25 protein-coding genes are annotated in these 22280 nt (G+C 70.6%); 12 read left to right on the top strand and 13 right to left on the bottom strand.

Features of this window, described 5'->3' with window-relative positions; translation table 11 throughout:
- Position 1: 1 nt before the first annotated feature.
- A complete protein-coding gene (locus tag E1285_RS24105; RefSeq protein WP_243723006.1) occupies positions 2-823 on the bottom strand; it encodes an alpha/beta fold hydrolase in 822 nt (273 codons plus the stop codon).
- A gap of 82 nt (positions 824-905) precedes the next feature.
- Between E1285_RS24105 and E1285_RS24100 the strand changes: the two genes are divergently transcribed.
- Positions 906-1304, top strand: a complete 399-nt coding sequence (locus tag E1285_RS24100) for a VOC family protein (RefSeq protein ID WP_207946773.1) — start codon at positions 906-908, stop codon at positions 1302-1304.
- Positions 1305-1323: 19 nt separating this feature from the next.
- On the opposite strand, the gene E1285_RS24095 is transcribed toward E1285_RS24100, so the two are convergent.
- The 3 genes from E1285_RS24095 to E1285_RS24085 all read right to left on the bottom strand — a co-directional run bounded on the left by E1285_RS24095 (position 1324) and on the right by E1285_RS24085 (position 3883).
- Positions 1324-2169: an alpha/beta hydrolase gene (locus tag E1285_RS24095; protein ID WP_132155795.1), complete on the bottom strand. Its 846-nt coding sequence runs from the start codon at positions 2167-2169 to the stop codon at positions 1324-1326.
- A 31-nt stretch (positions 2170-2200) separates the two neighbouring features.
- Positions 2201-2902: a DUF899 family protein gene (locus tag E1285_RS24090; protein ID WP_132155793.1), complete on the bottom strand. Its 702-nt coding sequence runs from the start codon at positions 2900-2902 to the stop codon at positions 2201-2203.
- 180 nt (positions 2903-3082) lie between these two features.
- Positions 3083-3883, bottom strand: coding sequence for an SAM-dependent methyltransferase (locus tag E1285_RS24085; protein WP_132155791.1), 801 nt, complete (start codon positions 3881-3883; stop codon positions 3083-3085).
- 213 nt (positions 3884-4096) lie between these two features.
- On the opposite strand from E1285_RS24085, the gene E1285_RS24080 reads away from it, so the two are divergent.
- Genes E1285_RS24080 through E1285_RS24070 form a run of 3 tightly spaced genes read left to right on the top strand, consistent with a single transcriptional unit; the run spans position 4097 to position 6253 of the window.
- Positions 4097-4816 (top strand): helix-turn-helix domain-containing protein, encoded by a 720-nt coding sequence (locus E1285_RS24080; RefSeq protein ID WP_132155789.1) that lies wholly within the window; start codon positions 4097-4099, stop codon positions 4814-4816.
- A 56-nt stretch (positions 4817-4872) separates the two neighbouring features.
- Positions 4873-5688, top strand: a complete 816-nt coding sequence (locus tag E1285_RS24075) for an alpha/beta hydrolase (RefSeq protein ID WP_132155787.1) — start codon at positions 4873-4875, stop codon at positions 5686-5688.
- 1 nt (position 5689) lies between these two features.
- Entirely contained in the window at positions 5690-6253 is a 564-nt protein-coding gene (locus tag E1285_RS24070) for a dihydrofolate reductase family protein (RefSeq protein ID WP_132155785.1), read from the top strand.
- A gap of 162 nt (positions 6254-6415) precedes the next feature.
- On the opposite strand, the gene E1285_RS24065 is transcribed toward E1285_RS24070, so the two are convergent.
- The 4 genes from E1285_RS24065 to E1285_RS24050 form a co-directional block, all read right to left on the bottom strand.
- Positions 6416-7315: a HAMP domain-containing sensor histidine kinase gene (locus tag E1285_RS24065; RefSeq protein WP_132155783.1), complete on the bottom strand. Its 900-nt coding sequence runs from the start codon at positions 7313-7315 to the stop codon at positions 6416-6418.
- A 251-nt stretch (positions 7316-7566) separates the two neighbouring features.
- The gene (locus E1285_RS24060) at positions 7567-8052 is read right to left on the bottom strand and encodes an SRPBCC family protein (protein WP_132155781.1); all 486 of its coding nucleotides are present in this window, start codon (positions 8050-8052) and stop codon (positions 7567-7569) included.
- Positions 8049-8420 carry a metalloregulator ArsR/SmtB family transcription factor gene (locus E1285_RS24055; protein ID WP_132155779.1) on the bottom strand — a complete coding sequence of 124 codons (372 nt, stop codon included), beginning with the start codon at positions 8418-8420 and terminating at the stop codon, positions 8049-8051. Before E1285_RS24055 ends, E1285_RS24060 begins: the two co-directional genes overlap by 4 nt.
- A 173-nt stretch (positions 8421-8593) precedes the next feature.
- Positions 8594-9052 (bottom strand): helix-turn-helix domain-containing protein, encoded by a 459-nt coding sequence (locus tag E1285_RS24050; protein WP_132155777.1) that lies wholly within the window; start codon positions 9050-9052, stop codon positions 8594-8596.
- A 123-nt stretch (positions 9053-9175) separates the two neighbouring features.
- On the opposite strand from E1285_RS24050, the gene E1285_RS24045 reads away from it, so the two are divergent.
- Together E1285_RS24045 and E1285_RS24040 are read left to right on the top strand one after the other, a co-directional pair.
- The gene (locus E1285_RS24045; RefSeq protein WP_132155775.1) at positions 9176-10087 is read left to right on the top strand and encodes a nitrilase family protein; all 912 of its coding nucleotides are present in this window, start codon (positions 9176-9178) and stop codon (positions 10085-10087) included.
- Positions 10088-10091: 4 nt separating this feature from the next.
- Positions 10092-11447, top strand: a complete 1356-nt coding sequence (locus tag E1285_RS24040; protein WP_132155773.1) for an amidase — start codon at positions 10092-10094, stop codon at positions 11445-11447.
- 42 nt (positions 11448-11489) lie between these two features.
- Here the strand turns inward: E1285_RS24040 and E1285_RS24035 are convergent, their stop codons facing one another.
- A complete protein-coding gene (locus E1285_RS24035; RefSeq protein WP_132155771.1) occupies positions 11490-12212 on the bottom strand; it encodes a TetR/AcrR family transcriptional regulator in 723 nt (240 codons plus the stop codon).
- Between the two features lie 109 nt (positions 12213-12321).
- On the opposite strand from E1285_RS24035, the gene entS reads away from it, so the two are divergent.
- The gene (gene entS, locus E1285_RS24030; RefSeq protein ID WP_207946772.1) at positions 12322-13593 is read left to right on the top strand and encodes an enterobactin transporter EntS; all 1272 of its coding nucleotides are present in this window, start codon (positions 12322-12324) and stop codon (positions 13591-13593) included.
- 108 nt (positions 13594-13701) lie between these two features.
- Here entS and E1285_RS24025 read toward each other — a convergent pair whose 3' ends face one another.
- Positions 13702-14625, bottom strand: coding sequence for an alpha/beta hydrolase (locus E1285_RS24025; protein ID WP_165966731.1), 924 nt, complete (start codon positions 14623-14625; stop codon positions 13702-13704).
- A 399-nt stretch (positions 14626-15024) separates the two neighbouring features.
- Between E1285_RS24025 and E1285_RS24020 the strand changes: the two genes are divergently transcribed.
- Positions 15025-15594 (top strand): hypothetical protein, encoded by a 570-nt coding sequence (locus E1285_RS24020; protein ID WP_132155767.1) that lies wholly within the window; start codon positions 15025-15027, stop codon positions 15592-15594.
- 121 nt (positions 15595-15715) lie between these two features.
- On the top strand, positions 15716-16558 hold the full coding sequence (locus E1285_RS24015) for an SMI1/KNR4 family protein (protein WP_132155765.1): 843 nt from the start codon (positions 15716-15718) through the stop codon (positions 16556-16558).
- Positions 16559-16715: 157 nt separating this feature from the next.
- Here E1285_RS24015 and crcB read toward each other — a convergent pair whose 3' ends face one another.
- Entirely contained in the window at positions 16716-17087 is a 372-nt protein-coding gene (gene crcB / locus E1285_RS24010; RefSeq protein WP_132155763.1) for a fluoride efflux transporter CrcB, read from the bottom strand.
- Between the two features lie 46 nt (positions 17088-17133).
- Entirely contained in the window at positions 17134-17649 is a 516-nt protein-coding gene (locus tag E1285_RS24005; RefSeq protein WP_132155761.1) for a CrcB family protein, read from the bottom strand.
- Between the two features lie 422 nt (positions 17650-18071).
- Between E1285_RS24005 and E1285_RS24000 the strand changes: the two genes are divergently transcribed.
- Both E1285_RS24000 and E1285_RS23995 read left to right on the top strand, forming a co-directional pair.
- Positions 18072-19070 (top strand): RNA polymerase subunit sigma-70, encoded by a 999-nt coding sequence (locus tag E1285_RS24000; RefSeq protein WP_132155759.1) that lies wholly within the window; start codon positions 18072-18074, stop codon positions 19068-19070.
- A gap of 4 nt (positions 19071-19074) precedes the next feature.
- On the top strand, positions 19075-19821 hold the full coding sequence (locus E1285_RS23995) for a DUF6069 family protein (protein ID WP_132155757.1): 747 nt from the start codon (positions 19075-19077) through the stop codon (positions 19819-19821).
- A gap of 14 nt (positions 19822-19835) precedes the next feature.
- Here the strand turns inward: E1285_RS23995 and E1285_RS23990 are convergent, their stop codons facing one another.
- Positions 19836-20636: an SAM-dependent methyltransferase gene (locus E1285_RS23990; RefSeq protein ID WP_132155755.1), complete on the bottom strand. Its 801-nt coding sequence runs from the start codon at positions 20634-20636 to the stop codon at positions 19836-19838.
- 223 nt (positions 20637-20859) lie between these two features.
- On the opposite strand from E1285_RS23990, the gene E1285_RS23985 reads away from it, so the two are divergent.
- Complete coding sequence (locus E1285_RS23985) at positions 20860-22071, top strand: cytochrome P450 (protein WP_207946771.1); 1212 nt, start codon at positions 20860-20862, stop codon at positions 22069-22071.
- Positions 22072-22280: the final 209 nt, after the last annotated feature.

Genomic DNA, 22280 nt, shown 5'->3' with positions numbered 1-22280 from the left:
ACTAAGCGGTGGTGTCGCGGCGTGTCGCCACGAAGTCCAGCAGCAGCTCGCTCGTCGCCTCGGGCGCCTCGAGAGAGGGCATGTGCCCGACGTCCGGCAGCAGTTCGATCCGTGCGTCCGGTACCGCGTCGTAGTGGCGGGCCGAGGCCGGGTCCCAGCGGGGGTCGGCGCCGCCGAAGACCACCATCACGGGGACGTCGAGGGCGGCGAGACGCTCGGGCGCGCCACGCTCGGCGAGGTACGCGTCGATGCAGCGCAGCACCGCCCTGAACGTCCGGTACGTGATGCGCTGGACATCGGCGACGAGGTCGTCCGGGATGTCCACCGGGCGGACGGTCGTCGCCTTGAGCGCATCGCGGATCTGCGAGTCCCTGCGCATCGACCAGAGCAGCCGGCCGAACGGCGGGCCCAGCAGGACCTTGAGGATGAACGGCTCCGGAAGGAGCGCGTCGTGGCTCGGGCCGGTGCTGATCAGCGCCATCGAACCCACCAGGTCGGGACGCTGCTCGGCGAGCGAAGTGGCGACGTAGCCGCCGCTGGAGTGGCCCGCCACGGCGACGCGACGAAGCCCGAGGCCGTCGAGGAGCCCGGCCACCCGCCCCGCCTGGTCGGGCACGCCGTACGACGCCGCCGGAGGCGACTTTCCGCAGCCCGGGAGGTCGACCCGGATGACATGGTGACGCTCGGCGAGGGCAGGGACCACCGGGTTCCAGCAGGAGCCCGCGGCCCCCGACCCGTGGATGAGCAACAGCGGCGGCGCCTCCCGCGGACCGTCGTGGACCACGTGCATCCCGTGCGCCGACTCGACGTGGTGATCACTCATGCCCGCGATGATGCACGCCCGCCCACCCGCCGGTCTTGGACAAATGTTCCCGCTGTCCGACGGCGGCGCTATCGTCGGCCCCATGGGATTCCGATCGGCGTTTCCGATGCTGGCGTGTGACGACCTGCAACGCTCGCTCGCCTTCTACCGCGACGCGCTCGGCTTCCGGGAAACCTACCGATTCGAGGACGAAGGAACCGCGACATTCGTCGCGCTGCAGCTCGGCGATGGCTCGGGTCTCGGCCTGGGCGGCGTGCCGGAAGGCGGCGCCGGAATCCACGGCCTGCCCCAGCGACCGATCTCCGGCCGCTACTTCGAGATGTGCGTCTACTGCGACGACGTCGACGCGTCCATCGAGGAACTGCGCGCTCTGGGCCATCCCGTGCTCGTCGAGCCGTCCGGCACACCCTGGGGCGAGCGCATCGCCTACGTGGCCGACCCGGACGGCCACCCGATAATGCTGGCCACCACCTCCACATGACAAGGCGGCCCGTGCGGGCCTAAAAGAGCCCCGGCGTCGACGGCGTCGCATCATCGAGGAACGCGCTCACCATCGGCGCCAGTACCGCTGACTCCCCAAAGATGCCGACATGCGACGTCGCCGGCAGGATCACCAAGCGCGCGGCCGGAGCCTTCTCCAGCATCCCCGCCGCTGCCGCTCCCTCATCGCCGCCGCCGCGCAGTCTGAACATCGCCAGCGCATGCTCCGGCTGCACGCCGTCCGCATCGCCCGCGATGACCATCGTCCTCGCGGAAATCGAACGCATCTGCGCGTCGCTGATGTTCTGGTCATTGATGCCCAGGACCTTCATCTTCTCGAGGTAGGCGTCGAAAGCCGTGGTGTCCGGCGTGTGCTCCTTGAACGCCTTCTCGACGGCTGTACCGGCGAACGCCGCGGCGTTGAGACCCTCGATGCCCTCCAACGCCGCCGGATACCAGCCGTCCTTGCGGTAGGTGGCCGACAGCGAGACCAGCTTGCCGACGAGCGCCGGGTGACGGAGCGCGAGCTGCAGCGCGACCCCGCCGCCTTGCGAGTAGCCCATCACGTCCGCGCGTTCGACCTTCAACGCGCGCAGTAATGCCGCGGCATCGTCGGCGAACTGCTCGTAAGACATGCTGCGCGGAGTATCCGGGGTGCGGCCGTGCCCTTGCTGATCGAAGACGATCACGGTGCGCTCGCCCGCGAAGGCGGACACCCACGACTTCATCGAGCCGGTGCCCATGAACGAGCCGGGAATGAGCAGCAACGGAGACGTCGTCGCCTCGCCGAGCTCGCCGAACACTTCGTGGTAGAGGCTCAGGCCGTTGATCGCCAGGTGGCCGTCACTCGAAGGCTTGATTGCCATCACGTCGACCTCACGACCTTCACGCCCCTCGCTACGGGGTCTCCGCCGGGCCGTAGAGGCGGGCGACGTCGGGTGAGTCGAGCCATTTGGAGTAGGTGGGCGACTGCGGCCAGCCGTCGGGGGAGTCCTGCCATTTCTCCTGGCGGCCCCATGGCAGGAGGTCGACCAGCGCGAAGGTGTGGCTGAGCTGTTCGGTACCGCGGCCGTCGGTGTGCCAGGTGCGGTAGACCTTGTCGCCGTCGCGCAGGAACACGTTCACCGCGAAGCCCGCGCCGGGCGGCGCGCCCACGTCGGCGCCGAACGAGCTTTCCGACGACGAGTACCAGTCCATCTTGTTGCCGACTTTGGCCTTGTAGGCCAGCGCTTCCTCGATGGGCCCATTGGTGACGATGACGAAGCGGGCGTCGTAGTTGTCGAGGAAGCCCAGCCGGACGTACTGCGACGTGAACCCCGTGCAGCCGCCGCACTGCCACTCCGCGCCATCGGACCACATGTGGTTGTAGACGATGAGCTGGGAGCGCCCTTCGAACACGTCGGCCAGCCGGACGGGGCCGTCCGGACCGGTCAGCGTGTAGTCCGGGAGCTCGACCATCGGCAGCCTGCGGCGTTGCGCGGCGATGGCGTCGAGTTCACGGGTGGCGGCCTTCTCCCGCACACGTAGATCGTCGAGTGCGGCCTGCCAGGTCTTCTGGTCGACGACCGGGGGCAGGGCACTGGTGGTCTGCTCGGTCATGCTTCCTCCCGGGCTCGGATGGATCTGCTCTGATGTGTAGACCAGAGCCGCCCGCGGAAGTCATCGCACTCGGTCCAGAAAGTCGGACCGGGCGCCCACACCCCCGATGGCAGGAAGCCGAGCAGCCAACTGCCGGGCCGGGGCCCGGAGGCGTCGGCCGCCGAACGGACCGCCTGGCCGCTACGGCTTTCTGGCCACGCCGCCGTAGGCGTCCACTGCCGGGGACGGGGCCGGGCCGGGGCCCCATTGTGAGATGTCGACGATGCCGGGTTCCAGGACGTCCAGGCCCTCGTACAGTGCGGTTATCCGCTCGGGGCTGCGCAGGTTGTAGGGGACCGCGCCGGTGCTGTTGTAAGCGGCGTTCACCTGGTTGTGCGCCGCGCTGGTGTCGGCGCCGTCCCAGTGCGCCAGATAGCTGCCCGACGGTACTTCGTTCATGAGGCCGCTGATCGTCGACCGGGCCGATTCCCAGCTTTCGGCGTGGCCGAGCACCCCCATGAACATCAACGCGACCGGTTGGCTCAGGTCCAGGGTCTTCTGCGCATCGGCGATGATCTTGTCGATTCGGTGGAAGTCGCTGTCGATGTAGACGGTGACGCCCTCGGGTGTGGTGTTGGACAGCAGGGCTCGCGCGTGCGCCAGTACCACCGGGTCGTTGTCGAAGTACACGATGCGGGTTTCGGGGTTTATCCGCTGGGCGACCTCGTGAGTGTTCTGCATGGTGGGCAGCCCGGTCCCCACGTCCACGAACTGCGACACCCCGGCTTCTCCGGCGAGGAACTCGACGACGCGCATCAGGTAGTTCCGGGACTCGCGGGCCTGCGCGAATATCCCCGGGTAGCCGGCCGCATAGGCGTCTCCGGCCTCCCGGTCGATCTCGTAGTGGTCCTTGCCGCCCATCCAGTAATTCCATATGCGGGACGATTGCGGCACCGTCGTGTCGATCTTTTCGGCCGGTCCGTTTCCGTGATCGTCCGCCATGGGAGTTTCTCCGTTAGATGGGGGCCCAGAGGTGGAAATTCTACGGCACGGCCCCTTTGGCGGTAACTGCGATCGCGACCATTTGGGCCCACGTCCGTCTCCGGTCCGTGAGAAGCGGCCCGGCGGTTCGGCGATCAGCAGGAGGCGGGCAGGGGTCGGTAGCATCGGCAAGCGTTGGTGGGCCGGTGCACCTGGTGTGGGGGAGCGTGCCGTATGCCGATCGAGAGTGAGCATCGGGAGTCCGATTCGCCGTACGTGTCGCGGGTGTGGCGCGGGTATGCGAGTGGGGCGGGGACCCTGACGTCGGTCGCGACGTCGCATTGGGAGCTCGTCTTCTGGGAGTACGAGGGCATCCTGCACGCCGCCGTCCGGGGACCGGAGACGTCCGCCTCGACCGCGAAGATGATCGGTGAGTCGGAGTCGTTCGGGATCCTGTTCACGCACGGGACGTCGATGCCGCATCTGCCGGTCGCGAGGTTCGTCGACGCCGAATTGGAGAGCCCGCATGTCGACGGGCGCCGCTTCGTACTGCGGGGCGAGGAATGGGCGATGCCCGGGTTCGACACGGCGGAGGATTTCGTTGCGCGGCTTGTGCGCGAGGGTGTGCTCATGCGCGATCCGCTTGTCGACGACGTGGTGCGGGGAGGCGTCCCCAGGCTCGGGGCACGGTCCGTGGAGCGGCGCGTCGCCTCCGCCACGGGGCTCACGCAGGGTGCGATACGGCAGATCGATCGTGCCCGGCACGCCGCGGTCCTGCTCAGGGAGGGGGTGCCGTCCCTCGAGGTCGTGCACCGGCTCGGCTACTACGACCAGCCGCATCTGGGGAGGTCGCTGCAGAGGTACATCGGGCGCACGGCGACGCAGTTGCGAGACCGCAATGCCGAGGAGCCCCTGTCGCTTCTGTACAAGATCGAAGGGGACGAGCGTTTCTAGGGTCGGTGTTCGCCGCTGATCGCGGCACGTAGCCGACAGTAGAAAGGTGTGACCAGATGTCGGAGGGCACTGTCACCTCGGCCGATGGCACCACCATCGCCTACACGACCTGGGGCGATGGTGACCCCGTCGTCCTGATCGACGGCGCGACCGCCTACCGCGCCACGACCCCCGAGAACGCCGAGACGGCGGAACTGCTCGAAGACGAGTTCCAAGTGATCAACTATGACCGGCGCGGGCGCGGTGAGAGCGGGGACACCGCCCCCTTCGCGGTCGAGCGCGAGTTCGAGGATCTCGCCGCGATCATCGAGCAGGTGGGCGGGGGACGCCCGGCGACGGTGTACGGCTGGTCGTCCGGCGGGTCGCTCGCGCTCAACGCGGTGCAGGCCGGTCTGGCGGTCGCGCGCCTGGTGCTGTGGGAGCCGAACGTCATCGCCGACGACGGGCATCCGCCGCTTCCGTCCGACTACGTCGAGCGCCTCGACGCGGCGGTGGCCGACGGCCGCCCCGGGGACGCCGTGGCCCTGTTCATGACCGCCGCCGCGGGGATGCCCGAAGAGGCCGTCGCCGAGATGCGCGAGGCCGACTTCTGGCCGGGGCTGGAGGCGATCGCGCCGACGATCGCCTATGACGGACGGCACGTCGGGGACACCATGTCCGGCAGGCCGCTCCGCGCCGACCTCTGGAACAAGGTCCGCGTGCCCGTGCTCGTGCTCTACGGACGCGACACGTGGCCGCATCTCGCCGTCGGCGCGAAGGTGCTGTCCGAGCACCTGCCGACCGCCACGTTGAAGGCGGTCCCGGGCGAGAACCACGGCACGACCGCGGACGTCCTCGCGCCCGTGCTGCGCGAATTCATTCGGGGGGCCTGACATGGGAAAGATCGTGGTAACGGAGTTCATCTCGATGGACGGCGTCGTCGAGGCGCCCGGCGGCGAGGACTTCAAGTATCCGAACTGGAGCTTCGCCTTCGACCGCGGGGAGGACGGCGAGCAGTTCAAGACCGACGAGGCGGTGGCGGCCGCCGCGCTGCTGCTGGGCCGCGAGACCTACGAGGGCTTCGCGTCCGCGTGGCCGGCGGAGGAGGGCGAGCTGGCCGACAAGTACAACAGCATGCCGAAGTACGTCGTTTCCAGCACGCTCACCAACCCCGCCTGGACCAACACGACGGTCCTCTCGGGTGACCTGGCCAAGGACGTCACCCGGCTCAAGAAGGACGTCGACGGCGAGATCTCCGTGGCCGGCAGCATCCGGCTCGCCCAGGGGCTGCTCGCCGCCGACCTGGTCGACGAGATCCGCCTCATGTGGTTCCCCGTCCTGCTCGGCCACGGCCGCAAGCTCTGGACGGCGACGCCCGACAAGAGCACCTGGGCGCTGACCGAGGCGAAGACGTACGGGGACGGCATCCTGGTCACCATCCACCAGCGCGCCCGCTGACCGGCCTTCGAAGTCCCGCCCGCCAGTGACCGGCCGGCCGGGGGGCTGGCGTCATGGTGGGCGGGACGGTCACGGGCGGGACGGTCAGGACGCGGCCAGGCCGGGCGGCCTTCTACTGCGCGTCCTCGCCCTGTGGCGCCTGGCGTAGCGGGAGGCGAAGGATCAGGCGGGCTCCAGGATCGTTGTCGTCGATGTGGAGGCTGCCTTGGTGGGAGTGGGCGATCTGCCGGGCGATGGGCAGGCCGAGCCCGGTGCCGTTGGGGTCTTTGCGGCGGGCGTCGGCACGGCGATAGAAGCGGCCGAACACCGCCCGGCGGTCGGCGGCGGGAATGCCGGGCCCGTCGTCGGCGACCTCCAGGAGCGCGCAGCCGTCGTCGGTGGTGACCGAGACCTCGACGCCGGTGTTGGCGTGGCGTTCGGCGTTGCCGACCAGGTTCTCCAGCAGCCGGCCAGTTGAACCGGTGATCCCTCCACCGCCGTGTCCGGCTGCAGGCGGGTGGTGATGGTGATCCCCTGCGGGCGCCGGGCCAGTTCGGTCTCCACCAGGTGGGCCAGGTCGACCGGCTGGTGGTCGGGGGTGCTGTCCGACTCCAGCTGTGCCAGCACCAGCAGTTCGGAGACGATGTCGTCGAGGCGTTCGGCGTCCTGCAGAGCGGCCAGCAGCATGTCCCGCAGGTCGGTGTCGGGGTCGGCGAGCGCGCCTTGCAGGCGGGTCTGGAGGCCGCTGATCGGGCCCTTGAGGTCGTGGGAGGTGTCGGCGACGGCGTCGCGGTGCCGGCGCATCTGCCGCCGGAGCTCTTGGCTGGTCTGGCGTTCCAGCGCCTGGGCCTGGTGGAGGCGCTTGTTGACCTCGTTGAGTTCCCGGGCCCGGTCGAGCAGTTCCACCTCGATCTGCTGCATCTGCACCGCCGCCGAGTCGGGGGCGGCGGAGGGCGCCGCCGCCCTGCGCAGCTGGTCGAGGAAGGGAGTGATCTCCTGCACCTTGTGGATGATCGCGACGATGTTGCCGTCGGAGTCCGTGATCGGGGCGTTCACCACGTTCCAGTGCCGCTCCCGGAACACGCGGTCGGGGAGTCCTCGAACACCGACGCGAAATCGACCTCCATGCCGCCAACCCCCATCAAGCGGTCAACCACCCTGAGCGGTCATACCCGTCTTGAACTGGGCGTACTCCGCACATGTGGGTGTCTCGGCGCTTGTGGGGGCGCGGCGCTTATGGGGGCACGGCGCTTATGGGGGCGCGGCGGATCCGTTCGTCCGCACACCATCGGCCGGCGCGACGGCCCGCGGCGGGCGATGGATGCGGAGCAGGCTCACAGTTCGGCGACGAGGGCGTCGAGCTTGGCGTAGCCCTGCTCGACTCCGGTCTCCATGCCGCTGGCCAGCCACTGGTCGCGGCCCTCGAAGCTGTCGACGAGCGACTGGGCGTGCAGGCGGGTGCGGCCGCCGCCGATGTCCTCGAACCGCAGCGTCTCCAGGGCGACGCTTTCGGGCTGACCGTCGAACGTGAAGGTCTGGACGATCCGGTCCTCGCCGACCTCGTGGAAGGAGCCGTGGAAGCCGTACTCCTCGCCGTCGCGTCCGGCCACGTAGCGCCAGCGGCCGCCCGTCGTGGCGTCCCACTCGACGATCTTGATCTCCATGCCGTCCGGGCCGATCCAGCGGGCGAACAGATCGGGATCGGTGTGGGCCCGCATCAGCTGCGCCGGCGTGGCGTCGAAGTCACGGGTCATGCGGATGACCGGGAGTTTCGGGTCGGCCTCGATCGAGACCTGGTAGCGGCTGGGTTTGGCGTTCATGACGCTTCTCCTTGCTGTGGCTTCCGGGTTCGGGTCGGCTGTTCGTCGTCCTGCATCTCGGCCAGGACGGCGTCCAGGCGCTCGTAGCGTTCCTGGGCTTGCCGGCGGTAGCGCTCGATCCACTTCGTCATCAGGTCGAAGACCTCCGCTTCGAGATGGCACGGACGGCGCTGGGCCTCCCTCGTCTGGCTCACCAGCCCGGCGTCGGTGAGGACCTTGATGTGCTTGGACACCGCCTGGACGGACACGTCGTAGGGCTCGGCCAGTTCGCCGACGGTGGCGTCGCCCGCGGCGAGCCGGGCCACGATGCCGCGCCGCGTCGGATCGGCGAGGGCGGCGAAGACTCGGGACAGCTGGTCGTCGACCACCGATGACTCCTTATTCAACTGTACGGTTTAATAAGACCCTACGCCGCGCCTTCCATGACGTCAACCGGTCGGTTGAAGATCGAGGTCGAGTGGCCGCGGCGGGCCTGACGTGCGAACAGGCCGTTCACCGGATGGTGAACCGGTGCGGCGGGTAGACGGACCGCACGGTGCCGTCAGCGTTCGTGCGGCACTTTTCGGACGTAGGCGTCGCGATGTGAGATCGGCCGGCCCTTGGCGTCGCGCAGCTCCAGCCTGGGGACCGGCCGGTCGCCGTCGGCCTCCAGCAGCATCGAGTGCTGTTCCCCTTCTGTGAAGAGGTGGTCTTCGCCCCACTGCCGCAGGGCGACGACGACCGCGAACAGGTCGGTGCCCTTCTTCGTCAGCGCGTACTCGTGGTACGCCGTGCCGTCCGAGGCGGGCCTGGTCTCGAGCACTCCCTGTGCCACGAGGGTACGGAGTCGCTCGGTGAGGATGTTGCGCGAGAGGCCGAGGCTCCGCTGCAACTCCCCGAAGCGGCATATCCCGTCGAACACGTCCCGCACGATCAGCAGCGACCATCGGTCCCCGACCACGTTGACGGCCCTTCCGACGGGGCATTCCGCCCGCGCCAGCGCCTCCTTCGACGCCCCCATCTGGTCCTCCCGCCGTACAGAGATCGGAGCAAGGCTCACCGAACTAGTTGCAAAACTAGACCACCCACCCTACTCTCAAGGCGATCCAGTCTTGTTTTGAAACTGGCTACCGAGGAGTAGTGCATGTCCGAGGGAGTAGCGGTGAGCGGCGAGAGCAGGGTGAGCCCGGTGCGGGTGGCCGTCGTCCAGTTCGAGCCGCAGGTCGGAGTGGAGAACCTCAAGGCGAACGCGTCCGCGGTGGAGCAGCGTCTGAACGCCGCCGGTCAGGAGGGCGCCGGCCTGGTGGTCCTCCCGGAGCTGGCGACGACCGGCTACGTGTTCGAGACCCGTGAGGAGGCGTTCGCGCACTCCGAGGCGGTCCCGGGCGGGACGTCGCTGCAGATGTTCGAACGGATCGCGGCGGAGCACCGCATGTACATCGTCGGCTGCGTCGTCGAGCGGGACGGCGAACGGCTCTACGACACGGCCGTGCTCGTCGGCCCCGACGGCTACATCGGCCGCTACAGGAAGACACACCTGTGGAACACCGAGAAGCTGTGGTTCACCCCCGGTGACGAGGGCTTCAAAGTCTTCGAGACCCGGATCGGCCGGATCGGGCTGCTGGTGTGCTGGGACATCTGGTTCCCCGAAACCGCCCGGATCGTCTCCCAGATGGGTGCCGACATCATCTGCATCCCCACGGGCTGGGTGTGGACGCCGCCGCCGCTCTACGACGCGAACGGCGTCTGCATGGCCGCCCACCTGACGATCACCGCGGCGCACACCAACAACGTCCTCATCGCGACGGCCGACCGGACCGGGCAGGAGCGCGGTGCCGGCTTCATGGGCAACTCGCTGATCGCGAGCACCAACGGGTGGCCGATCGATCGCATCGCCGGCCCGGACGAGGACACCGTCATCTACGCCGACGTCGACCTCACCGCGACGAGGACGGCACCGATCTGGAACCGGCTCAACGATCTGCACCGCGACCGGCGGACCGACCTCTACGACCAGATGCTCGGATACCGCGGCGCACCACCGCTGCCGAGGTGACGCCGTGAACACCGTCACCACACCCTCCGCGATCGCCGACCTGGGCGCCGCGTTGCGCCACCGGAGGACGTCGGCCGTCCAACTCGTGCGCGCGGCACTGCGCCGGCTCGAAGCCCGCGACTCCGTTGTGAACGCCTTCGCCCTCGTCGACGAGGACGGGGCACTCGCCGCCGCCGAGAAGGCGGACGCCGACCTGGCCGCGGGGATCGACCGTGGAGCGCTGCACGGGATTCCGGTCGCGGTCAAGGACCTCATCGACATGACCGGACTACCGACCACCTGCGGATCGGCGTCGTCGTTCGGGACCACCCGGGCGGCCGAGGACGCCGAGATCGTGACCCGGCTGCGGCGGGCCGGGGCCGTGATCGTCGGGAAGACCACACTGCACGAGTTCGCCTACGGCGCGACGGGCGACCGCTCGGTGCACGGCCCGTCCCGCAACCCCGTCGACCCGGACCGCGTCTCGGGCGGCAGTAGCGGCGGCAGCGCCGTGGCGGTCGCGACCGGGATGGTGCCCCTCGCGATCGGTACCGACACGGCGGGCTCGGTACGGGTACCAGCGGCCCTGTGCGGGATCGCCGGGTTCAAACCGGCCTACGGCGCCCTACCCGCCGGCGGGGTCCACCCGCTCGCCCCGACACTCGATCATGTGGGGCTGTTCGCGGCGACGAGCCACGACGCGCTGGTCGCGTATCGCATCCTCGCCGGCCGGTCCCCCGAACCCGCCTCGCCGGACGCGGGTCTCGCCCACGGCGAGCCCGTCGCGTGGATACCCCCGGAGCAGATCGCGCCGACCGATCCACGAGTCGCCCGGACCGCGCACGACGCCCTGGCCCGCAGCGGAGCGAACCTCTACCCGGTGTCCGGACTGCTGGGCGATGCCGGGGACCTGTCCCGGACGTTCTCGGTTCTGCAGGGACACGAGGCGTTCACCGTCCACGAGTCGCACCTACCGGGCGAGGAGCCACTGATCGACCCGGACGTCCTTGCCCGCCTCCGGACCGGAGGGTCGATCACGGCTGAGCAGTACGCGGCCGCCGATCATGCACGGCAGGAGTTTCGCCGCCTCGTGCTGGGTCTGCTCGCCCGGCACCCGGTCCTCGCCGTACCGACCGTCCCCATCGTCGCCCCCCGGATAGGGCGGCGGACCGTGCGTGCCGGCGGCACGACTCTCGAAACGCGCGGCGCGCTGCTGTCGCTCACCAGACCATGGAACATGGCACGCGTCCCCGCCCTCAGCGTCCCGGTGGGACACCTCGACGGGCTACCGGTCGGAGTTCAGCTGATCACGGCCGCGGGAGGCGAGGAACGTCTCTTCAAGATCGCCGCCGGCATCGAGGGCGCCGTCGCCGCGGACTGACCAGAGGACGACCGTCCGCTGCCGTCATGTGCGAAATACCGGTCAGCGTGCCGCCGGTGGGTCGGGATTGGTCGGTGGGTCGGGATTGGTGGTGCGGGCGGCGAGGCCGTCGGTCAGCAGGTCGAGGGAGAACTCGAACAGCGCGTCCGGGGTGTCGGGTTCGAGGTCGCTGAGCCTGCTCAGGTAGGGGAGGGACGCGTCGTCGAGCCACGGCGGCGGCGTCCGGAGGTCCGCGGCGTCCAGGTGGGCCGGTGGCCGGTCGTGGACGGCGTCGTGGAATTCCACGAAGGCGACGACGACCCGGAAGGTCTCCATGCAGGCCCGGTAGGCGTCCTGCAGCGGGAGGCCGAGCTGGACGAACAGGCCGATGAGGGCGTCGACGTTGGCGAGCATGGCCGGGTGGCGGGCCCCGGTGATGTTCTCGCTCAGGGCCAGGGTGGTCATGCCGGGGTGGCGCCGGTAGTGGGCGCGCAGGTCCCGGCAGAACACGCGCAGGTCGTCGCGCCACCGGGCCGGGTCCAGGGCCGCGGGATCCCAGCGGGACTCGAAGATCTCGGCGGCCACGGTGATCAGGTCGCGGCGGTCGGCCACGTAGTTGTACAGCGCGCGCGGAGAGACCCCGAGTTCGGCGGCCAGTGACCGCATCGTCAGCGCGCCGGGCCCGTGCCGTCCCAGAAAGTCCAGCGCGGCCTCGCCGACCGCTTCACGGGTGAGGGTCGGGCGGCCCTTGCGGTGGGTCGGCCGGCGCCGGGCTGGACTGCTCATCGACCGCCGATGCTACCGCCCCGTCCTTGAACTTCACACATGTTGGCTTTTAGCGGATCGCCCGCCATGGTGACCAAGGCAAGCCTTACCTCACTCCCCGGGAGGCGCTGTGGGCCTGGCCATGGACCTGTCGCCGCTGCGGCACAGCCGCGACTTCCGCTTGCTCTACGCCGGGTTCATCGGCGTGCTGATCGGCACGCTGGTGACCACCGTGGCCGTAGCCGTGCAGGTCTGGGACCTGACCGGTTCTCCCCTCCAGACCGGCCTGGTCAGCCTCGCCCGCGCGGTGCCCCTGGTGGCCGGGACGCTCATCGGCGGCGTCCTCGCCGACCGGATGGACCGGCGAAAGCTGCTGATCGCCACCCGCTTCCCCCTGGTGGCGTCGGCCGCGGTGCTCGCGATCAACGCGGTGCTCCCCGACCCGCACCTGTGGGCGATCTACCTCGCGACCGCGATGACCGGGCTGCTGGCCGGACTCGGCGGCCCGGCCATGCTCGCGGCCGTCCCCGCGCTGGTCGGCACCGACCGCCTGGCCGCCGCCGGAGCGCTCACCGCCGCGTCCGTCCAGCTCGCCGCGCTCCTCGGCCCCGCCCTCGGCGGCATCCTCGTCGCCGGACCCGGCCTGGCCGCCTGCTACGCCCTGGACGCCGCCGGGATCCTGGCGTTCACCGTCGCCCTGCTGTTCCTGCCGCCCCTGCCGCCCCAGGGGCACGCGGACGGACCCAAGACCGGGGCCGGGATACGGCGGGCGCTCGCCTCCATCGCCGACGGCGTCCGCTTCGTGCGCGGACGTCGCCTCGTCCTCGGCCTGCTCCTCATCGACGCCGCCGCGATGGTCTTCACCATGCCCCAGTCCCTCTACCCGGCCCTCGCCGACCAGGAGTTCGGCGGCGGCCCCGCCGTCGTCGGCCTCCTGTACGCCGCCCCCGCGCTGGGGGCCCTCGTCGGTGCCGCCACCAGCGGCTGGACCGGCCGCGCCGGGGGCCACGCCCTCATCGCCGCCGTCCTGCTGTGGGGCGCCTCCCTGACCGGCTTCGGCCTCGCCACCTACCTCCCCCTCGCCCTGGCCCTGCTCGCGCTCGCCGGACTGGGCGACCTCATCTCCGAAACCCTGCGCTCAGCCCTCCTCCAGCACAGCACCCCCGATGACCTGCGCGGACGCGTCAGCAGCCTCTGGCTCGTCCAGGCCACCGTCTCTCCCGCCCTCGGCAACGCGGTCATCGGCCTCTTCGCCGAACTCACCACCCCCCGCACCGCCCTGGTCGCCGGCGGGCTCGGCTGCGTCCTCGCCACCCTCACGATCGCCGCCGCCTTCCCCGCACTCCGCCGCGCCACGCTCGCCACGCCCTCGCCCGTCGCGGCCGACGATCGACCGGCCTGAACGCCCGGCCGCCCCGGACGCCGGCGGCCGGAGCACCGCGCCGGCCATGGTCCGCATCCGTGGACTCACCAGGTCACAGACCAGGAGACCGGGGTGGTCGATTGCTTGTCAGCGGTTGGCGACGGCGTGGGCGATGCGTGCGAGAAGACCGGCGACGAGGTCGGGACGGCTCCATTGCGGGCAGTGGCCGGTGGGGAGCGTGACGACCTCGTGCGGACGCTCGGCGGCGGCGTCGGACAGCAGTTCCGGCAGCCGGTCGTCATCTCCGCGGACGTAGGTGAACGGCAGGCTCCGCCACGCCGAGCCCTGCACGGGCTGCGTGCCCACCACCGGGTTCTCCGGGCGCAGCAGGGAGACCGCCTGCGCCGCCCGCTCGGGCGAGCAGTCGTGGAAGAGGGACTCCAGCGCGCTGTCCCGACGCAGCGCGATGCGCCCGTCGGCGAGCTGTTCGACCTCCTCGCCCCCGGTGTTCTCGCCCCCGGTGTTCTCGCCCCCGGTGTTCTCGCGCCCGGTGTTCTCGCCCCCGGTGTCCTTGCCCCCCGTGTCCTCGCCCCCCGCGTCGCCGCGCTGTTCGTTGAGCCCGGCGAGGCTGTCGCCGCTGTCGGGGATCGCGGCGGTCAGGTAGACCAGGTGCCGTACGGCACGGTGCGGACCCGCGGCGGCCTCGGTGATCACCATGCCCGCGTAGGAGTGGCCGCACAGGACGACCTCGTCCAGGCCGTCCAGCAGGTCCCGTACGGTGCGCGCGTCGTCGCGCAGGTCGCCGTCCGGGCCGCGCATGCTGGGCAGGTCGACCGTCAGCGCCCGCAGGCCCTGCCGCTCCAGTTCCTCGATCGTCCGCGTCCAGATCCACGGGCCGAGGAAGCCGCCGTGGACCAGCACGACGACGGGTGCGGGCCGGGGGAGTCGCTCGTCCGCGGGTCCCCGGCGCTGGGGGTGCCTCCGGGTCTGGCCCAGGTCGATCGCCGGCTCCTGGTCGCGGCCCTGCGGCCTTCGTGCCGAGGCTCCCGATCGGCCGTCGTTTCCCGGCATCGCCATCACCTCGCTTCCAACCTGCGCCCTTTTTACATGCACCCGGCGGCGACGGGGAAGCGGTGCCGAAAAGGCCAGAAGTCTTTGGAGCCGAGTGCCTCGACCTCATGAAGGCCAGCGGAGGGGCGGCATCCCCCGGCCCGCCCCTCCGCTCCCCTCCACACGCAATGTTGCCCATACCCAAGCGCACTTGCGACGTTCTTTGCCTAACTGAAGGCCTCAAGTTTCGACGCAGGCCGTCGACTCCCGCTTGACCGGAGCCGGTCATGATCCGTGGCCGCGCAGGCCGCGCGGAAGCTCGTGGCGTTGGATGAGGATTCGAGCTTGATCTCGGATACCCGCCGGGTCACTCTGCCAGTAAGAAGTGTGATGCTGGGGTGGAGGCAGGGGGCGCGGCCCATGGCCGAACGTACTTCGCGGCGGCCCGATGAGGCGGCCGGGCACTCGCTTCACTATGAGAGTGCCCCGCCCAGCGGACTCATCCTGCTCGGTTTGGTCCTGGCGGTCGGTGCGCTGATCCCGCCGGCCTTCCAGGCCCTGGAGGCGGGCGTGCCGTCCTACGTGATATCTCTCGTCGGGGTGTTCATCGGCGTGTTGCCCAACTTTCTCAGGCGCCGGGTAACTCTTACGGCGGACCGCCGCCTGGTCATCACCGGGTTCAGGCAGCATGTCGACGTCGACGCGAGCCGCATCAACGCGATCACCGTTTCGCGGAGGGGGCGCCTGAAGTTCGGCTCCGCGGTGGCCCACTGGGACGGCGGGAAGTTCCCGATCTGGCAGGCCATGCGGTACACGCCCGTACCGCGCTCCTCCTGGTCCCTGAAGTACGTCTCCGGGCGCGGCGGCAAGGACTTCGGTGACATGGTCTACCGCCTCCGCGTGCCCAACCCGGCGTTGATCATCGACGGTGTCGAGCCGCCCGCCTGGGCGCTGCCCCCTGTCACCCCGCAGCCGCCGCTCTGGTACTGAGACGCCGGGACGGCCGGCACCGCAGCCCCTGCCCCACGCGGCAACCGGGCGTCTTCGCGGTCATCGCCCGTTCGCGAAACAAGCGGCGGGTTGTCGCCGGCAGGTGCTTGGATCTCGCGTCATGGACCATGAGGAACTGTTCAAGACCGCGTCCCACCTCACGAACGTGGGTCCTGCCGGCCTGGCGTGCGACCGACCGGGGCACCCGGGCGGGCACACGTGCCTGCCGGTGCCCGCCGGCGTGGAAGCGGACGACCTCGTCAAAGCGTTCACCGGACGGTTCTCGGTCCCCTTCACCCGCCCGCACGGGCTCCCGCCGCTACCGCTCACGGAACAGAACGACTGGACGCACGCCTGGGTATGGGCCTCCCGCGCGATCGCACTCGGCCACGGCGCGAACGGCCGTCCCGCCCTCGCGGTCACGGAGCGGGGGATGCCCGGCCCGGCCGACCTGCCCGCGGACATGCCCTGGGTGGACCGCCTGGCCGCGATCACCGGAGGACCGTCGTCCCCGCCGCCCGCACCGGACTGGGCGGCGGTCGAGTCCCGGCTGGGCACGCCGTTGCCGAGCGACTACGAACGACTCGTCGAGACCTTCGGCTGCAATGGCCTGTTCGACGTGTTCTTCCACGTCTGGGACCCCGATGAGCTGATCGACAGGTTGACGGACTACGCAGGCGATGACCCGGCGGCGGGAGACCTTCCGGGCTTCCCCCTCCCCGGCGGCCTGATCCCCTGGTCGGGCAACGAGCACCACGAGACGTTCTTCTGGATCACCGAAGGCCCCGACCCCGACCGCTGGCCCGTCTACGCGGTGAACGAGACCGACGAAGGCACCCGGTTCGAGTGCACGGCCACGGAGTTCCTGTTCCGCCAGATGACCGACCCGGACTTCCCCTTCTACAGCCCGGCAGAGCACATCACCGGCCACTGGTTCATGCAGTTCCACCACCCGGCCTCCTGATCCGGGCGACCTCGTCTACGAGGCATGGAACGCCGACGCCGGGGACCGGGACTTGGAACTGCCGGGCCTTGGTCTCCTCGCAAGGCCCCGGAATGACGGATCGAACTCGGCGACTCGGGATCGCGCTCGACACGGCCCGTCCGTTCGCGCCGGGCTGTCAGGGGATCAGGGCTTGGGCCAGGGCCATGCCACAGTAGGCGGCGCCTAGCCCCGTCCCGATCGAGGCGGCCGTGTACAGCGTCGCGTAGGTGCGGGCGTGTTCCTGGACCAGCCGGATCGTCTCGTACCCGAAGGTGGAGTAGGTGGTCAGCGCGCCGCAGAACCCGGTGCCGGCCAGCGCCATGACCCCGTGCCCGGTGGGCGCGGCGGCCAGGAAGCCCAGCAGTGCCGAGCCGCAGGAGTTGACGGTGAACGTGCCCCAGGGAAACAGGCTGTCGTGGCGGGACTGCACCATGCGGTCGGCCAGGTAGCGCAGGGGCGCGCCCACCGCCGCCCCCAGCGCGACCAGCAGCACGGTCGCCGCGCTCATCGGCGATCCTCCAAGTCCCGCAGCCGGAGCGCGGTGCCGTCCGGCTTCATGACCGCGTCCTTTCCTTGCGGGCCGTTGCCCGCGCGCCGGCTCGTGCAGCCAGGCGCATTACCTGGACCCCGGCCCAGGTAGCCGCCAACCCCGCCGCCAGGGTGGTTGCCAGGTAGGCCAGCGCGGTGCGGGGCTCGCCGGCCTGGATCGCCTGCTGGGCCTCGACGATGTGGGTGGAGAAGGTGGTGTACCCGCCCAGCACCCCCACTCCCAGGAACGGCCGGGCCAGCCGGTGCGCCCGCCACAGGTCGGTGACGGCGACCATCAGGGCCCCGATCAGCAGGCACCCGGAGACGTTGATGATGAACGTGGCCCAGGCGAACGCGCCGGGTCCGGACGGCAATGCGGTGGTGATGGCGTAGCGGGCCAGCGCGCCGATGACGGCCCCGGCCGAGATCGCCGCCAGCGTCGAAGCGGGCGCGGTGCGAAGCTCGTCCCGCTGCCCCGGCGCGTGGAGATCGACATCGGGGTCGACGGCGTCCGGGACGTCAGGGGTGCGGCGTTCGGGCATGAAGGACTCCCTACCGGCATGACGGTCGTCATCAGGTAGGGACTGTTGGCGCCCCGCCCGGAAAAACCGGGCGCGGGTCACGGTTATCCCGCCCAGAGGGACGGGGACGGCGAGCCCCACCACCGCGACCCCGGGCCGAAACCCGGAGCCGCCACCACCATACCGACCGCACGACCACCCCGACCGCACGACCGTCACCGACCGCACGACCACACCGACCGCACGACCGTCACCGACCGACACCGACCGCACGACCACACCGACCGCACGACCATGGCCCTAACGCCCCGGCCCCGCGGGGACACGGCCCACTGCGGCCGGGACCTGCTCGCCAGCGGCGCTGAGCGGCACAGGTGATGAGTTATCGCGCCCGCACCCGTCACATCTAACGACGGGACATGACCAGACGGAAGGATGGCGTGATGAGTGCGGACAGGCGGCTGGAAGGGCTGGGCGGGAACGGGCTGGCCGACGTCGACGAGCCGGCGTTCTCGGGGCTGGCGGAGCGGCACCGGCGGGAGTTGCACGTGCACTGCTACCGGATGCTCGGGTCGTTCGAGGACGCCGAGGACACCGTGCAGGAGACGTTCCTGCGTGCCTGGCGGCGGCGGGAGACCTTCGAGGGACGGTCGACGTTCCGGGCCTGGCTGTACCGGATCGCCACCAACGCCTGCCTGGACCTGCTCGCCAAGCGCCGCCCGGAGCCCGCGACCGGCGGCGAGGTGCTGTGGCTGCAGCCCTACCCGGACCGGCTGCTCGACGAGCTGCCCGCGGACGACGCGGACGAGCCGGAGGCGGTCGCCGTCGCGCGGGAGACGATCGAGCTCGCGTACCTCGTCGCCGTCCAGCACCTCGCGCCGCGCCCGCGGGCCGTGCTGATCCTGCGGGACGTGCTCGGCTGGCCGGCGAAGGACGTCGCAGACGTCCTCGGGGACTCGGTGAACTCCGTGAACAGCGCGCTGCAGAGGGCCCGCGCCGGTATGCGGAGGCACCTGCCCGCCGAGCGGCAGGACTGGACGGGCGGCGAGGAGGACGCCGGGACGCGCGAGGTGGTGCGCCGCTACACCGACGCCAGCGTGGCCACGGACGTCGGCAGGCTCGCCGCGCTGCTGCGGGACGACGTCCGTTGCTCGATGCCGCCCACGCCGGGCCTGTACGTCGGCCGAGACGCGGTGGTGAACGACTGGGTCGAGAGCGGCTTCGAGAGCATGAAGAACCTGCGCGCCGTCCCCACCTCGGTGAACCGGCAGCCCGCCGTCGCCTTCTACGAGTGGCGGAAGGGTGAGGGCGTGTACCTGCCGCTGACGGTCGACGTCCTGCGCATCACCGGCGGGGCGATCACCGAGATCGTCACGTTCCACGACGACCGTTTCCCGGGGCTCGGGCTGCCGGAGCGCCTGCCGGCGGACGGCACGGACTAGTCCGGTGCGGACGCTCGCGCTGCGCGGTGGCGAGCGTGTCGCGGTCGTCGCGGCCGAATGGCGCGACGCGTTCGGCGTCGTCACCCGCGGACGGGTGCAGATGGAGCTGCGCGACGGCGAGCCGGGGCCGGTCCTCGGACGCGACGCCGGGTTCTGGCTCCACGGCACCGGCGTCCGCGCCCTGCGCAACCCCGGCCGTCGCACGGCGAGGGTGCGCGTCATCACGCCCAGGACCACGACCGCCGCATGCCGCTCAACACACCACTACGCCGGTCACCGAACGATGGAGGATGGCATGAACAGCACGAATGACGCCGGGGCCGCCGCAGGCCCGGCATCGGGTCAGACCAGCCGCAACCGCCGGCTCCGCGGGCTCGCCGGTACCGGCTTCATCGCCACGCTTGCAGCGATGCTGGCCACCACCCTTGTCGCCGCGCTAGCCCAGGCCGTCGGCGTCGACTTCGAGGTCCCCGATGGCGGCGAGACGATCCCGCTGTCCGGATTCGCCGTCGTGACCGGCTTCTTCTCGATGGTGGGCGTCGTCATCGCCGTCGCCCTTCTTCGCTGGAGCACGCGTCCCGCCGGGCGGTTCGTGTGGACGGCGGTGTCGCTGACCGCGATCTCCTTGGTGCCGCCCTTCCTTTCTGGGGCGAACACCGGCACCGTCCTCACCCTCCTCGTGCTGCACCTCGTCACCGCGGCGGTGATGATCCCCACCCTGGCGCGAAGCCTCCGCACCCGTACCGACTGACGGCCCCGCCCCCGTCAGGGCTTGCGGGCCACCGCGGCCAGGCCTGCTCCGGGGACGGGGTCGGTGGAGGCGGCGCCGTCCTCCGGCCGCCAGGTGTACGGCGCGACGAGTCCCGGCTCGACCAGCTCCAGGCCCGTGAAGAACCCGCGGATCTGCTCGGGGGAGCGCAGCCGGTACGGGACGGCGCCGGACTCGGCGTAGGCGCGCATGGACTCCACGAACGGCGGATGGGTGTCGTCGGCCTCGGCGATGGCGAGATAGGAACCGGACGGCAGCGCGTCGAGGAGGGTGGCGACGATGTCGCGGGCCCGCTGGTAGGGGTCGATGTGGCCGAGGATCCCCATCAGCATCAGTGCGATGGGCTGGTCGAAGTCCAGCCTCTGCCGTGCGGCCTCCAGGATCTCGTCCGGCCGGTGCAGGTCGGCGTCCACGTAGGCGGTCGCCCCCTCCGGAGTGCTGGTGAGCAGCGCGTGGGCGTGGGCGAGGACCATCGGGTCGTTGTCGATGTACAGGATGTGGGACTCGGGTGCGACGCGCTGCGCCACCTCGTGGGTGTTGTCGGCCGTCGGCAGTCCGGTGCCGACGTCGAGGAACTGGCGGATCCCGGCCTCGCCCGCGAGGTAGCGGACCGCGCGTCCGGTGAACTGGCGGGTCATCCTCGCCACCTGCACGAACCCGGGGAAGATCTCCTCGACCTTCCCGCCCATCTCCCGGTCCACCTCGTAGTTGTCCTTGCCGCCCAGCCAGTGGTTCCAGATGCGAGCCGAGTGCGGCACGGACGTATCGATCACGGTGGGCTGCTGCGCGTCGTCCATGTCGCGAATTCCCGTTCTCGCAAAGGCCGCACGGCCTGGATGATCTACAGCGCCGACCCTACGCCGTCCGGCCGGAACGCGGGATGCGATCAGGTGACCCGAGCCGGTCCAGCGGAGCGGACACGGAGCAACTCCGGGACGGAATTCCGCACTGCGCGGTGACATTCCGGTGCGGGCGAATTACCCTCGCGCCATGGCTCCGGCTCATTCGTTGGCTCATTCGTTGGATCTACTCGACCCCGATGCCTTCGATGGCGGCCAGCCGCACGAGGCTTTCGCCTGGCTGCGGGACAACGATCCGGTTCATTGGCACCGGGAACCCGGCGGGCCGGGCTTCTGGGCGGTCACACGGTACGACGACGTGAAACTGGTCGGACGTGACCCGGCCGCGTTCTCCTCGGCCGGCGGCATCCTGATCCCGGACGTGCGGGCAGCCCAGGACGACGACGCCCCCAGGATGATGCTCGAGATGGACGCGCCGGACCACACCCGCTACCGGCGGCTCGCGGTGCCCGAGTTCCTGCCGAAGGCGGTCAAGGGGATGGCCCCGCGGGTGGAGGCGCTGGCCGTCCGGATCATCGACGATGTGATCGAGAGGGGCGAGTGCGACCTGGTCACCGAGGTCGCCGGCCTGATGCCGTCCTACGTGATCGCCGAGATGCTCGGCGTCCCGCTCGCGGACGGGGTCGAGCTCTACGATCTGACCGAGACGATCCACTCCACCCCCGACCCCGAGAATCCCGACGCCGGGATGACGGCGGTCATGGCGATGCTGGAGTACGCGCGGGGTGTCTGGGCGGACCGGCGAGCCGAGCCCCGCGACGACCTGTCGACCGCGCTCGCGCACGCGACGGTCAACGGGGAACCGCTCAGCGAGATCGACTTCGGGCTGTACTTCCTCCTGCTCGTCGACGCCGGCGGCGACACCACCCGCAACCTGGTCGCGACCGGGATGCTCGCACTCCTGGAGCATCCCGATCAGCTGGACCTGCTACGCGGAGATCTCGACGGACGGCTCGACGCGGCCATCGAGGAGCTTCTGCGGTGGGTGAGCCCGGTGGTGTACATGCGGCGTACGGCCACGCGCCCGGTGCGGCTGGGTGACAAGCAGATCGCGGCGGGCGACAAGGTCGTCATGTACTACGGTTCGGCCAACCGGGATCCGCGCGCGTTCACCGACCCCGACGTCCTCGACATCGGCCGCGGCCCGAACCCGCACGTCGCGTTCGGCGGGGGAGGACCGCACTACTGCCTCGGTGCGCACCTGGGCCGTGCGGAGATCCGGGCGATGCTGCGCGAGATCCTCACCCGGCTGCGCGGGCTGCGGACCGCGCAGCGCCCCGAGTGGCTGACCTCCACCTTCATCTCCGGCGTGAAGCACCTACCGGTCGAGTTCGACCCCGCCCCGAGACTAGGGCCCCTCCTCGCAGATTGAGGGTCATCGGCGAGCGAGTCGAACGCCTGCGGACGCCGGGCGGGCCAACCCGGTGGTCGAGAACAGCTAGCGCACGGTACGGGATGCCGCCGCCGAGCAGCACCGGGTAGCGCCTGGCTCATGATCTCGTACAGCCGCCGCCCCATCAGGTGGACGCCGGCCCCACGGAGATACGGGTCCGTCTGGTGCGTGGGCACTAGGGCGGGTGG

The organism is Actinomadura sp. 7K507 (assembly GCF_004348425.1).
Taxonomy (GTDB): Bacteria; Actinomycetota; Actinomycetes; order Streptosporangiales; family Streptosporangiaceae; genus Spirillospora.
The sequence above is the reverse complement of the archived record's forward strand: the minus strand, read 5'-3'. Positions and strand labels throughout refer to the sequence as shown.